At 68.2% G+C, this 12987-nt stretch carries 11 protein-coding genes and 1 pseudogene; 2 read left to right on the plus strand and 10 right to left on the minus strand.

The genetic code is table 11. The features are described 5' to 3' along the window. Nucleotides 1-12: 12 nt before the first annotated feature. The 5 genes and pseudogenes from OG709_RS10665 to OG709_RS36050 all read right to left on the minus strand — a co-directional run bounded on the left by OG709_RS10665 (nt 13) and on the right by OG709_RS36050 (nt 5803). Nucleotides 13-912, minus strand: coding sequence for a helix-turn-helix transcriptional regulator (locus OG709_RS10665; protein WP_250298306.1), 900 nt, complete (start codon nt 910-912; stop codon nt 13-15). Between the two features lie 290 nt (nt 913-1202). Next, nucleotides 1203-2138, minus strand: a complete 936-nt coding sequence (locus tag OG709_RS10670; protein ID WP_250298308.1) for a Gfo/Idh/MocA family protein — start codon at nt 2136-2138, stop codon at nt 1203-1205. A 757-nt stretch (nt 2139-2895) separates the two neighbouring features. Further along, nucleotides 2896-3087 (minus strand): hypothetical protein, encoded by a 192-nt coding sequence (locus OG709_RS10675; protein ID WP_250298310.1) that lies wholly within the window; start codon nt 3085-3087, stop codon nt 2896-2898. Nucleotides 3088-3722: 635 nt separating this feature from the next. Further along, nucleotides 3723-4883 carry a helix-turn-helix transcriptional regulator gene (locus OG709_RS10680; protein WP_250298312.1) on the minus strand — a complete coding sequence of 387 codons (1161 nt, stop codon included), beginning with the start codon at nt 4881-4883 and terminating at the stop codon, nt 3723-3725. Nucleotides 4884-5391: 508 nt separating this feature from the next. Beyond that, nucleotides 5392-5803 (minus strand): annotated as a pseudogene (locus OG709_RS36050) (hypothetical protein). A gap of 324 nt (nt 5804-6127) precedes the next feature. Between OG709_RS36050 and OG709_RS10695 the strand changes: the two are divergent. Next, on the plus strand, nt 6128-7507 hold the full coding sequence (locus tag OG709_RS10695; RefSeq protein ID WP_329165789.1) for a ParB/Srx family N-terminal domain-containing protein: 1380 nt from the start codon (nt 6128-6130) through the stop codon (nt 7505-7507). Nucleotides 7508-7586: 79 nt separating this feature from the next. On the opposite strand, the gene OG709_RS10700 is transcribed toward OG709_RS10695, so the two are convergent. Continuing rightward, nucleotides 7587-8606: a hypothetical protein gene (locus OG709_RS10700; RefSeq protein WP_250298315.1), complete on the minus strand. Its 1020-nt coding sequence runs from the start codon at nt 8604-8606 to the stop codon at nt 7587-7589. Between the two features lie 212 nt (nt 8607-8818). Further along, on the minus strand, nt 8819-9706 hold the full coding sequence (locus OG709_RS10705; protein ID WP_250298317.1) for a helix-turn-helix domain-containing protein: 888 nt from the start codon (nt 9704-9706) through the stop codon (nt 8819-8821). 177 nt (nt 9707-9883) lie between these two features. On the opposite strand from OG709_RS10705, the gene OG709_RS10710 reads away from it, so the two are divergent. Further along, nucleotides 9884-10357, plus strand: a complete 474-nt coding sequence (locus tag OG709_RS10710; protein ID WP_250298320.1) for a carboxymuconolactone decarboxylase family protein — start codon at nt 9884-9886, stop codon at nt 10355-10357. Between the two features lie 127 nt (nt 10358-10484). Here the strand turns inward: OG709_RS10710 and OG709_RS10715 are convergent, their stop codons facing one another. The 3 genes from OG709_RS10715 to OG709_RS10725 all read right to left on the minus strand — a co-directional run bounded on the left by OG709_RS10715 (nt 10485) and on the right by OG709_RS10725 (nt 12817). Continuing rightward, the gene (locus tag OG709_RS10715; RefSeq protein ID WP_250298322.1) at nt 10485-10832 is read right to left on the minus strand and encodes a hypothetical protein; all 348 of its coding nucleotides are present in this window, start codon (nt 10830-10832) and stop codon (nt 10485-10487) included. Beyond that, complete coding sequence (locus tag OG709_RS10720; protein WP_329165792.1) at nt 10825-11211, minus strand: hypothetical protein; 387 nt, start codon at nt 11209-11211, stop codon at nt 10825-10827. Before OG709_RS10720 ends, OG709_RS10715 begins: the two co-directional genes overlap by 8 nt. Nucleotides 11212-11434: 223 nt before the next feature. After that, nucleotides 11435-12817 (minus strand): glycine--tRNA ligase, encoded by a 1383-nt coding sequence (locus OG709_RS10725; protein ID WP_250298325.1) that lies wholly within the window; start codon nt 12815-12817, stop codon nt 11435-11437. Nucleotides 12818-12987: the final 170 nt, after the last annotated feature.

The following is a 12987-nucleotide window of genomic DNA, read 5'->3' on the forward strand; positions in this document are numbered from 1 at the left end:
GTGGTATACCGGTCAGGCCACTTGGGCCCTGTCGGGCGGGAGTCCTCCCGCCGGCCGGCAATGCCCGTGGTGGGCGCCCCAACCGTGGTCGACAGCGGGATCCGGATACATTTCCCTGCCGCGACGAGCCCCTTCCTCCCGCGCGATGAGATATCCCAGGTGCGTGCGGTTCCGTGCGCCGAGTCGCCGCATGATCTTGGAAATATGGCTGCGGCACGTACGCTCACTGATCGCCAGCCGCCGTGCGATCGCCCCGTCCTTCTCCTCGGTCATCATCAATTTCATGATTGAATTCTGGATTTCAGACACGACCGAACCCTCGACGCGCGTCCGATAGGACGAGGTCATCGGCTGGGAGAAATTCCAGATCCCCTCGAATACGTCGACCAGGAACGCAACGACCGCAGCGTGCTTGATCATGATCACCCCGGCGTCTTCGGAATCGCCGGAAATGAAGGCGGTATGCCGGTCGAAGATCATCAGGCGTCGAGAGAGACAGTCCAAGGTCCTGACCTCGGCGCCGATCGCGGTCAGCGATTCCACATGATTCTGAGTGTTCCCGCAGAATCGTGCGCTGTGCTGGTAGATCGTGCGCATGCTGACACCACGTTTGAGCATGGCACTGTCGCGAGGGTAGGCCTTTTCAAGGATCGCCCGGGGCCGCGAACCTCCGGGCTGGACCACCAGAACCTCGAATTTGCATTCGCCGGCCGCTTCCGCGATCCGCGTATCCACGGCATCAGGATCGACGATGGCGACGATCTGCCCGCCCTGCCCGTCGACAGACAGGGCTTCGTTGAATACTCGCAGACTCCGCAGGCTGGACTGGGTCCTGGATACGTCGCGCACCACACGATCAAGGGATTCCAGCAGCCGACCGAAGATCTTTTCCTCTGCGACGTCCGCACTCACTGCGGTAATGAATTCCGGATTGGTCTCGGCGCAGGCGAAAAGACCGACATCGCGCAGCTGGTCGAGCGTGGCGACGGCAGCTTTCCGATCCGAGCCGAGCAGCGCGAGAACGTTCGGATGCGGTAGATCGCCGTCGGTGATGAGATGGCGGTAGGCGCGAATTGTTTCCGAATCTGACGTGTTAATGCTTGATCACCCCTCAGGTGCAGGCATTTCCGTAATTCTGCATTTCGCATCACAGGACGGTGCCGGTCGGCGATGTCTCCGCAGAAGGAGATTTTTGCGAGTGCTCAGGTCCTTACGGCGTTCAATTCGTCGAAGACCGACCGTAGAATCACCGAGACGTGGCGGGCGCTCCGCAGACCAGAACGCGGCAGCGGCTCGCCGGTGGCCAGCGCCCACGCCATCTCCTGGTAGACGGCACGGCGCAACTGGGTGGTGGACGGGGTCGGGTGGTCCTCGATCAGACCGACGGCCCCGGTCATGACGGCGCCGTCGGCCACCAGGACGCGCCGGTCCGTACCCAGGACCTCCAAACGCTCGGACCTGACGGTGGTCTCGGCGGTGACCACGAAGCTGAGTACAGCACCCTCCCTGAACTCGACCAGGCCCGCGACCCGTGAGTCGATACCAGGTACGGACTCACGGATACCGCCCAGTCGCAGTTCCATCGGCTCACCGAGCAACTGGCATGCCAGGTCGAGGTAGTCCACGGCCAGATGCGCGGTGACACCGCCGAGCGACACAGCCGGGTCACGGCGCCAGCCCGCTCGCCGGTACTGCGCGCTGGGCCGGTACCTGGACACCTGGAGCACCCCGACAGCCCCCTTTCCCCAATCCCAGGCGAGCACGGACTCGGGGAGCCTGAGCCGTTCCTGGAGCATCACGCCGATCGGGCGGCCCAGTCGGCGGCCGAGCTCCACGATCCGGTCGATCTCGGCAGGCGAGGAGGCCGGGGGCTTCTCCAGGAGCACCGCCTTCCCCGCGCGCACGGCCTCCTCCGCGAGGGCGGCCCGGTTCCCCGGAGGCACGCACAGGGCGACGAGATCCACCGACGGGTCGCCGAGCAGGCCGGCCCAGTCCGCCGAGCGGGGCAAACCGTCGGTGTCCATGGACGCGTCCCGTTCCAGGACGGTCGCGACGCGCGCGAACGGGACACCGTCCAGGGCCGCGGCATGCTGCCGTCCCGCCACGCCGAAACCGACGATGGCCACACCGAATGTCATGCGTACCTACTTCACTTGTTTGCTTCACGGTGATACCCGCAGGCATGCCCGCGGCGACGGTGTCGCCCGAATACCCATCCATCAGCAGAAAGGCGCCGGTCGCCCGCATCTCGTCGTACGGGTCGACAGGCAGCGCGTCCACCGTCACCCGCGCGATGTCGCTGCCGACGAGCCGGGCGGGAGAAGGGTCCCACCGCGCCGTCGCCGGGTCGGAGCGTTCCCCACCTTCACGGACGGTTTCGGGACAGGCCCAGGGACGTCGAGAGGCACCAACAACCGCCGCACGGCGACGAAGTGACGGTTCGCTACATCGATGGTGATGGCCTGATCGCGTCCGTCCCGCGGGCCGTTCGTGAACAGTGACGTTTCCGGGGTGGCGTCGCACTCTTGCGCCACCGTGCCCAGCGCGGCGAGCCGGTCGCCGGAATTCGTCCGGCAGCGGCGCCCCTCACACCTGCGGCCCTCCATGCCGGCCTGACTTCATCCGGTCATCGTCGCGGGTGGCGCGACGTCCAGCCGTACGGCTCCTGACAACTTCCGCAACGATCAGAGCACAAGACACCGGTCTGCCACTTCCCGTAGGACATGGACGGCCCCATCCTCAAGTGCCCCGGCGCGGCCGGTAGTTGATGCACGGCGGCGGGTGAACGGGTCTTGGGCAGTTCGGCGATCGCGGTGGCCGTCACGCCGGTCCCTTCCTCCGGAGGCGGCGTTCCGCCGCTCGGTGGGCGGCCGAGGCCGAGAGGGACGAGTGCGGTTACCACCAGCCGGTACTGTCGCCCTCGCCGCTCGTCGCGGACACCGTGGCCACGGGAGCCTGTCCGCCGGCCATCGAGACCGTCCCGGTACCGGCGGCGATCACGGTGCCGGGAGCTGCGGTGGCGGTGATACCGACGAGCGCGGCCCCGGTGATACAGACGGAGAGCGCGAAATTCCCGAACTTGGACATGACTGTTCCCCCGGCGAATTGATCGGATGTGAACTGGCGGGAAGTTGCTCCCGCCTCGTTGCTTCACCATCGTTTCTCCACCAGGGCCCCAGAACCAGGCTTTCGGGATGCGGCCATCAGCCATGACGGGTAGTGGCCAGAGCGGCCTCCATCTCACATCCTGAGATTGCGGGGAGGGTCCTGGATGGTGTTCGACCCGGAGGCATCCGACCTCACGGCTCACCGACTCGCCTGCCGCAGCCGGACCGGCCGAAAGCACTCGCCGCGGTCAGGTCGACGCGGACCGAAAGCACTCACCGCGGTCAGGTCGACGCGGGCCGAAGTACGGTCGCAGGTCCGGGAGCCGGCGGGGGTGAGAAGTCCGGCCGTCGTCACTGGCTCCGCTTCACCGCCCGTTGGCCCCGGACGCATGTGATCACCCGCGCGATCCAGCCACTCACAGCCCTGCGGAACCGTGGCTGACCAGCAACCCCGACCGTCCCGACAAGCCACAGCAACATCCCGGAGCCATGGAACCCCGGCGCCCACCCGACGCGACAGCCGGGCCGCCGCCGTGCCCAGGCCCACGAATTTCCGCACCTCGCAAGCACAGAGCCCCCGCCGGCGACCCGACGAGGGCTCATGAACGATCGGGGCTAACTCTCCGCAGTCCACGGTGTCGACGACGAAGGCGGGGCGGTCAGGGTGTCCTGGGTGTCCAGAAGGCCGAGGTCGGCAACCTTCAACGCGGCCTGGAAACGGGTCCCCACGCCCAGCCGGTCGAGGAACGCGGAAATCGTACGGCTCAGCGTGCGTGCCGAGACGCCCAGTTGCCGTGCGATGCTCTCGTCCTTCATGCCCGCGGCAAGCATGCGGATGATGAGTTGCTCCTGGACGGTGATCTCGATCTCCGAGTGCGGGTTCTGCGAGCGCGAGTTCTGCGAGCGCTGTTCCAACGGAGCGGCGTTGTGCCAGCAGAAGTCGAAGAGCGCCTGAAGTGAGCGGACCAGTTCGATGCCCCGGATGGCGAAAGCGCCCTGCGAACTGTCCTGCGGGTCGATGGGCAGGAGCGCAAGACTGACATCGAAGAGCAGCATGCGCAGCGGCAGATGGGCGGCCAGTCGGATTTCCATTCCGAGCTGAGAGGCCGATTCCAGATACTCCCCCATATAAGGCACTTCAGCGATGTGCTGGGCATAGAGCGTGCGGACCTTAATTCCCCTGCTCATCACTTCCGAGTCGCGCAGCAGCATGTCATCCATGAGTTCCACGGGAGGAATTCCGCCGGGATGCATGGTGCACTCACGGGATTTCACGAGGCTCACCGCATCATCCAGGAACGCATTGACTTGACTGACGCTGCGCAGCGTTTCGATCTCGACGACGTCGCGCCCGTCCGAGCGCAGATTCATAAAGTCACCCATGATGGCCCTGATGGAATCACGAGTGCGCGCCAGTTGCTCCTGATGCCGGGAGACCTGCCGTTCCTCAGCCGCGAAAAGCCGAGAAAGCGCCGCATCGGGATCAATCGCAACATATCCACCGGGATTCTCAGTCGACGGAACAAGCAGACTGATTGCCTCCAGACTGTCGAGCGTCGACTCCACTTCCGCCGCGGAAATCCCTGCGGCTTCCGCCAGATCCTCCGCCAGCCACGACGGATTCTCATGTACCAGCCGATAGAGGACCTGCGCCAGTGGGCGATCCGAAGACCCTCCCGTGCCCGCCCTACTGCGAAACGACACTTCCACCCCAGCCTTCAGCCCTGCAGTCGAACTCGCTTGCTGCGCGCAGGGAGCCAGATCACGTCTCTTCACGCCGAGACAGCGCCGCTTCCCCCGGACGCACCATACCCCCGTCTTCCTTACCGAGCCAGTGATTTGGATCTTGAAGGTAATGGGGCAGAAGGCTAATGAGTACGCGGGGTGCAGCCCACCCTTTCAGCGCACCGGGTGACGCGTTGAGCGGGTGTTTTCCCAGGATGCGGAGCACCTGGTCAGTTCGTCCCGAATCGCCTCGGCCTCCTTCGTGGTGCTCACAAAGGACCGCTCCAGCACATTGCCGTGCCACACCTACACGCCTATGGTCCGCTTATGAGCGAGAGTCGCGCCGATGACGCCGCGTCAGGGTGCCGGGCCGGCAGGGGCAGACAATGTGGAATGCCGCGGACCGTCACTCCAAGGGTGAACCGGAGCCCGAACCGGCATCTGAGACCAGAACCGAGACCGACGACCGCAGAGCGGCCCGCTCACGACGACGCCGCCGCATCCTGTAATAGCAAAAGCCCCGGGTCACGGCGAGTGAGTTCTAATGGCTCGCCGATCTTTAAAATGTCGTCTTGATCTTGCTTTCTGACTCGCTGGTCTGGGCACGGACCCGGGCCCGTAGGGCCGAGAGGGCGACGGGTGGAGTTGTTGCAGGCGGGATGGCAATGCCGTGTGTCTTGAGGAGTCTCCGGTTCTTCAGGAGGGTGCGGTGCATGGCAGTGCGGCTGCTGGCGAACAGTACGGCGAGAGGTTCCGCGGCCAGGGCGACCCGCAGACGAAGCACGGTGGCCAGGACCTGTTCGGGGAAGGCGAGCCACGTGGTCGGCCGCACGACGGCCCGTACCCCGCCATGGCCCAGCCCACGAGCCTCCGCAGCCATCAATAGTCGCCGCTGCCGCTCGTCCAGATGCGGGGAACAACACCGCGAACTTCACAGTGAGTTGGGTACGAATCTCGCCGGGGATACGCATACCGCACCAACGAGTCACCGGCCGGGAAGCAATACCTTGATGATCGGCAAGCCCTGAGGGTTCCCGCAATTCCTGGCGGGCGCACGAGACCTACGAGGAACAGGCGGGACGACGCCGGAAGGAAGCCGCCCCAGGTGTCGATGACGCACCGTGACACGGGCCCCGGGCTCTGCCGGTCCCGCCCCGCCCCGGCGTTCACCTGGTCGACACCCGCCCGACGGCCGGGATCCACCAGCCGGGCGGGTACGGATGCGTGGATGTGCCCAATCCTCGGCGCACCCACGCAGCGCCGCGCCCCGCCCCGCAGAGACACGTGGAGACCGAATGACCGCCCCTGTCCGTACACAGTCCCAGCCCCGTCCCCCTCGCCTGCGCCGTCTGGGGGCGGGGCTCGCCGTGGGCGCGGTGGTGCTGGGCGGGGTGCTCGCGAGTGGGGGTACGGCCACGGCGGCAGCCACCACGGCCGGGAACGCCAAGACCGGGAGCCCCAAGGCCGGGGAACTGCTCGATGTCACCCTGGACCAGCTGCGTCCCACCCAGCCCGCCGTGGGCTTCGACCAGATCTACTACAAGCTCGGCCGCTACACGAGCACCAAGGACGAGGCGAACGGCGACTTCAACAAGCGGTTCGACGACTGGTGCGAGACCAACGGCCAGGAGAAGGCCGCGAGTGTGAAGCCCGGCGCCAGGCTCTCCGACGCGTCGAGCTTCACCTGCACTGTCCCCGTCGGCAAGGAGACGGCCGAGACCCGCGCCGCGATGAAGACGGTCGTCGTCGGGCCTGGCGGGGTCCTGTACCTCACCGACGGGCACCACTCCCTGACGTCGTTCATGGAGGCGCCCGACGGCGGCCCGAAGACCCACATCAGACTGCGCGTCGTGGACAATCTGAGCGGGCTCTCCACCGCCGCGTTCTGGAAGACCATGCAGGAGAACAAGTGGGTCTGGCTGCGTGACGAGAACAACCGGCCCATCACGACGGACCAGCTTCCCCAGCACCTCGGACTGGCCTACTTCCACGACGACCGCTATCGCAGCCTCGTCTACTTCACCCGGGACATCGGCTACCAGGCACCCGACGACGCGGCGGAGTTCCTGGAGTTCCAGTGGGGCACCTGGCTGCGTGAACGCGTCGACCTCGGCGCGTACGACCTGACCGCCCCCGCCTCGTACCTCTCCGCGATCCGCGCCGCCTCGGAGGCGATGTCGGCGACGCCCGGCGACACCGTCATCGCCGACGGCCGCACCGCCGACGAACTCGGCCGGATGAAGGAGTGGAACAACGGAAAGAAGGCGACCGGCGGCGAGTTCGGGAAGCTGAGCGCCCCGATCACCGAGGCGAAGCCCGGCAAGCTCGCGTACGCCCTCGACTACCGGGCCGGCATCCCCGCCGCCCCCGCCTGTACGAAGACGGTGACCGGCAAGCACACCGGACCGCTGGTCGTCTCCTCCGGCGTCACCTGCCTGGACGGTACGGAGCTGACCGGCCCCGTCGTGGTCGGCGCGGGCGGGAGCCTGGTGGCGAAGGGCGCCGCGATCACCGGGCCCGTCCAGGCGGTCGGCGCCCGTACGGTACAGATCTGCGGTACGTCGCTGACGGGCCCGCTCTCCGTGGTCGGCACGAAGGAGCGGCTGACCCTGTCGGGTCCCGGCTGCACCCCGAACACCTTGAAGGGACCCGTCCAGCTGGTCGGCAACCCGTAATCCGCCGGGCCGGGCGGAAATCCCGGACCCGGCGGAGAACGACCGGACAGGTCCTGGCCAGTGCCGGTCGCGGCACTGGCTAGCGGTTCAGACGGGCGCGGACGAAGTTGGGGTCCGTGCCCGTGAGGTAGGCGGCGCTGCCGACGTAGACGGTGTCGCCGCGCAGTGTGACGGACGTGGGGTTCTGGAGGCCGTCGGCTCCGGTCAGGACGGTGGAGTGGGAGCCGTCGGTCTGGATGAGGGCGACCTCGCTGGGGCCGTTGAGGGCGGCCAGCATCTGGTCGCCGTGGCCGGTGAAGGCGAAGTCGTCGATCCCGGGCAGACCGGTGGCGCGGGTCCGGACCGGGCCACTGCGCCCGTCGCCGAGGATAGGGATGCGCAGGACGGTGCCCTTGTCGAGGTTGGTGGCCCACACCGCCCCGTCATGGATCTTCAGGCCGTTGGCGCCGAGGAATCCGGTGGAGGCCAGTTCGGGGGCCGTGGACCACGCGGTGGGCACGCCGCCGGTGACGGGCACGCTCCAGATGGTGCCGAGGGCGGAGTCGGTGACGTAGAGGGTCCCGGTCCGCGGGTCCAGGGCCAGGCCGTTGGGAAGGCCGGTCGCGGGCAGCGCGGCGATGCGCTGCGGTTTGCCGCCGGGGCGCAGACGCCACACGCCGGTCAGGTCGGCGGTGCCGGTGGCGTACAGGAAGTACAGGGTGCCGTCGTGGGCGCGGACGATGCCGACGGTCAGGGGGAAGCCCAGGGCCGGGGTGTGGACGCCGTCGTCGGCGGGCCGGGGCAGGGTCGCCAGGATGCGGACAGCGCCCCCGGGAGAGATCCGGGCGACCTGGCGGGCCTCCGCGAAGGTGACGTACGCACTGCCGTCGGGGGCCATGGCGATGTTCTCCGGCGTCTGTTTCTTGGCCAGGTCGAGGTGCAGGGCGATCCGTGCGTTGCTCAGCGGGGCGGAGACGGCCGACGCCGGAACCGGGCTGATCGTCGTGACCGCGATCGCGGTCGCGGACAGCACGGCAACCGCAGCGGCGGTCCTGACCAGCTTCTTGGACAGCTTCTTGGACAGTTCCTTGGACATGATGCCTTCACTGTTTTCGGGCATGCGGCAGCGGTACGCCGGCGCACAGGTCGGGTGGGTGGCTTTGCCCGGGGCGCCGTGCGCCAGGGGCTGCTCGGGGCCCGGCCGGATGTCGGCCGTGCCCGGGTGGATGTCGGCCGGGCTCGGGGGATGTCGGCCGGGCCCGGGGGATGTCGGCCGGGCCCGGGTGGATGGGCGCTCGCGGATGCAGGCCCGTCGTCCGGTGGTGTGTGAGGTCAGCCGGCCTCGGCGCGGGCCGCCGGTCGCGCCGGATCGCCCTGAGTGAGAATCTGGGCGAGCAGGGCCAGCGTGGTCCGGGCGGGTGAGTCGGCCTCCGTGGTGGCGACCACGATGTTCTGGCCCGGCCCCTGACTCAGGGTCTGCTGGGTGACGGTCAGCGGGCCGACGAGCGGATGCCGCATCCCGTAGGCCGCAACGGTGCAGGCCTTGACGCGGTGGTCGGCCCACATCGAGGCGAAGTCCGTGCTCTTCGCGCTCAGTTCACCCACCAGTGCGTGCAGCGCGGCGTCGTCCGGGTACTGGCCCGCCACCAGGCGCAGATTCCCCACCACGGCCCTGGCCTTGCTCGGCCAGTCCGCGTACAGGTCACGGGTATGGGGGTCGAGGAACACCAGCCGGGCCATGTTGGGACGCTCGGCCGGCCGGTCCGCAGCACGGGGGTCCAGGTGCGAGGCGAACAGTGCGTGGCCCAGCCGGTTCCAGGCCAGGACGTCACTGCGGCGGCCGGTCACGATCGCCGGGACGTCCGCCAGGACCTCCAGCAACTGGCCGGTCGCCTCCGTCACACGCTCCGGCGCGGGCCGTCGGCCTCGGCCGGCGCCCTTGGCCGACCGGGCCAGGTTGTGCAGGTGCAGGCGCTCGGACTCGTCCAGCCGCAGAGCACGGGCGATCGCGTCCAGCACCTCCGGCGAGGCGTTCAGCGACTGTCCCTGTTCCAGCCGGGTGTAGTAGGAGGTGCTCACACCTGCCAGCAGCGCCAACTCCTCACGTCGAAGACCCGGCACGCGCCGCCGTTCCCCGTAGGTGGGGACCCCGAGATCCTCAGGAAGCAGCTGGGAGCGCCGCGTCTGCAGGAAGTCCCCGAGCTGCCCTTTTCCGTTCATGGATCCGAGTATGGGCCGAGCCGAAACACACAGCCTGTCCCTGCTGGGGGTAGGCACCAGTGTGTCCGGTCGCGAGCAGCGGACGCCTGCGTGACGCGGGCCACATCCGCCCATGTCACATCCCGCCGAGCCGGTCCGTCCAAGGGGGTGTAAGCGCCAACAACCAAGGAGTGCACCATGGACGCCCGCTTGAACCCGTTCAGCAGCCCGGTCGCGGCCAAGTCCCTCAAGCACATCATCGCGGCGGGCACCGTGCTCGCGGAGTCGACTCTGCCGCTCGCGACGCAGGAGCTGGTGAAGATCCGTGCCAGTCAGATCAACGGCTGCACGGGCTGCCTCGACATGCACACCAAGGAGGCCGCGCACGCCGGTGAGACCTCGGTACGCCTCAACCTGGTCGCGGCCTGGCGGGAGGCCACGGTCTTCACCGACGCCGAGCGCGCCGCCCTGGAGATCGCGGAGCAGGGCACCCGCCTCGCCGACGCGGCCGGTGGGGTCACCGACGAGGCCTGGGCGAATGCCGCCAAGTACTACGACGAGGACCAGCTCGCCGCCCTGGTGTTCGTCATCGCCGTCATCAACGCCTTCAACCGCCTGAACGTCATCGTCCAGCAGCCCGCCGGGGACTACCAGGTCGGACAGCACGGATAACGACGGAACGACGGACCCGGGGCCGCGCGTCGGCGCAGGAACCGGTGTCCCACCCGCCCCGCCCGCCCACCTCACCGCAGTGTCAGCGCGGGGCGGGCGGGGCCTCACCGGCATGTACCGCGCCCTGTCAGCGGCGGACGACCGCTACCAAGCAGACCACCTGCACCACGGTCGTGTCCCCAGGGCCGAGGGTTGCCGTGTCCTCCGGGATGGCGAACGTGTGGGCCTCCGCCGTCCGGACCGGGTGGGGCGGGCAGTCGTCGGCGCCGGTGTAGCACTCTGCACGGTCCCGGTCCGCGCCGGTGCAGTCCAGGGCGGCCCGCGTCGCGTAGGGGCTGGGCGGCGGTCCGGGGTCGCTGCTGTTGTCGAGTATCTGCGTCGCCGCGTATCCGGCGGCGCTGACGGCCAGGGCCGCGACCAGGAAGATACGGGTGACGCGCGGGACCCGAGCCGGCTCGGGGTCGGTGTCAGTCATCGTGGGAACACCCGATGAACGAAAATGCCCGGACCTGCGGGCCGTTGGCGCCGGAGTCCTCCTGGCGCGCCTGCGCGAGAAGCTTCCTACAGGTCTCCCGCGCCGAGTCGCCGGGACATTCGTCCTCGATCCGCTCGCACACGGCTTGCGGGTCGGCCTGCTGGGGCGTCCGTGGAGAGCCGCCGGTCTCCCACGCGCCGATGCCGTACGAGACGCCGACCACGACCAGGACCATCGCGGCGAACACCATGAGCGGCCGGAGCCGTTCCGACCCCCGGCGTAACCGCCGCGTCCGGGCGCGGGCCGGGGCCTCCGCCCCGGGTATCGACCGGGTGAGTCTTCGCTTCCAGTACACAAGACGGTAGTAGTGCTTGAGCACCGCCGCCCCCTCCTCTTGATCAGCCGCGCCGCTGCCACGGTACAAGGAGCCACTGACAACACCGGGCCCGCGCAGTTCCGCGCGGATCCCCAACGGCCCTTCAACAGGCCGGTGTTGACAAGGGGGAGGGAACGGTCAGCGCACCTCGCACCGCCCCGTCACGCCGAAGGCCCCGGCCCGCCGAAGCGGAGCCGGGGCCCTCGGGGTGTGCGTACGACCAGGGTCAGCAGCCGAGCAGCCGGCCGCCCAGGTACGACTGGATCTGGTCCAGCGAGACACGCTCCTGCTTCATCGTGTCGCGCTCGCGGACCGTCACCGCGTTGTCGTCGAGGGTGTCGAAGTCGACCGTGACGCAGAACGGCGTGCCGATCTCGTCCTGGCGGCGGTAGCGGCGGCCGATCGCGCCCGCGTCGTCGAACTCGATGTTCCAGTTGCGGCGCAGGTCCGTCGCCAGGCCCTTGGCCTTCGGCGAGAGCTGCGGGTTGCGGGAGAGCGGGAGGACCGCGACCTTGACCGGCGCCAGGCGCGGGTCGAGGCGCATCACGGTGCGCTTCTCCATGACGCCCTTGGCATTGGGCGCCTCGTCCTCGATGTACGCGTCGAGCATGAAGGCCAGCATCGCGCGGCCGACACCCGCCGCGGGCTCGATGACGTACGGGGTCCAGCGCTCGCCCTTCTCCTGGTCGAAGAAGGAGAGGTCGGTGCCGGAGGCCTTGGAGTGCGCGCCGAGGTCGTAGTCGGTGCGGTTGGCGACGCCTTCCAGCTCGCCCCACTCGCTGCCGCCGAAGCGGAAGCGGTACTCGATGTCAGCGGTGCGCTTGGAGTAGTGGGAGAGCTTCTCCTTGGGGTGCTCGTACCAGCGCATGTTCTCCTCGCGCATACCGAGGTCGCGGTACCAGTTCCAGCGCTGCTCCATCCAGTATTCCTGCCACTGCTCGTCCTCGCCCGGCTTGACGAAGAACTCCATCTCCATCTGCTCGAACTCGCGGGTGCGGAAGATGAAGTTGCCCGGAGTGATCTCGTTCCGGAAGGACTTACCCATCTGCGCGATGCCGAACGGCGGCTTCTTGCGCGAAGTCTGCTGCACCTGGCCGAAGTTGGTGAAGATGCCCTGGGCCGTCTCGGGGCGCAGGTAGGCGACGGAGCCGCTGTCCTGGGTCGGGCCGAGGTGGGTGGAGAGCAGACCGGAGAAGTTCTTGGGCTCGGTGAAGGTGCCCTTGTTGCCGCAGTTGGGGCAGTTGAGGTCGGCGAGGCCGTTCGCGGGGGCGTGGCCGTGCTTCTCCTCGTACGCCTCCTCCAAGTGGTCCGCGCGGAACCGCTTGTGGCAGGAGGTGCATTCGGTCAGCGGGTCCGAGAAGGTCGCCACATGGCCGGAGGCCTCCCAGGTCTCGGGGGCCAGGATGACCGACGAGTCGAGACCGACCACGTCCTCGCGCGAGGTGACCATGTAGCGCCACCACTGACGCTTCAGGTTCTCCTTCAGCTCGACACCCAGGGGCCCGTAGTCCCAGGCGGCTCGCTGACCACCGTAGATCTCACTGGAGGGGTAGACGAAGCCACGGCGCTTGCTCAGGCTGACGATGGTGTCGATCTTGTCGGCGGCCACGGTGCTCTCTTCATTACGACGATTGCGAACAGCGGAATGCCTCAGGTTACCGGCGGCTGCACCCCCTGGATCAAATCGGTTCCCTGTTCCCGGGCCGTTCTCGCGCAGTTCCCGCGTGACCGCTGCCCGGTTCGCGTGAAGATCGACCGGATGCGAGGGCTCCAACCTTC

The organism is Streptomyces sp. NBC_01267, assembly GCF_036241575.1.
Classification (GTDB): domain Bacteria; phylum Actinomycetota; class Actinomycetes; order Streptomycetales; family Streptomycetaceae; genus Streptomyces.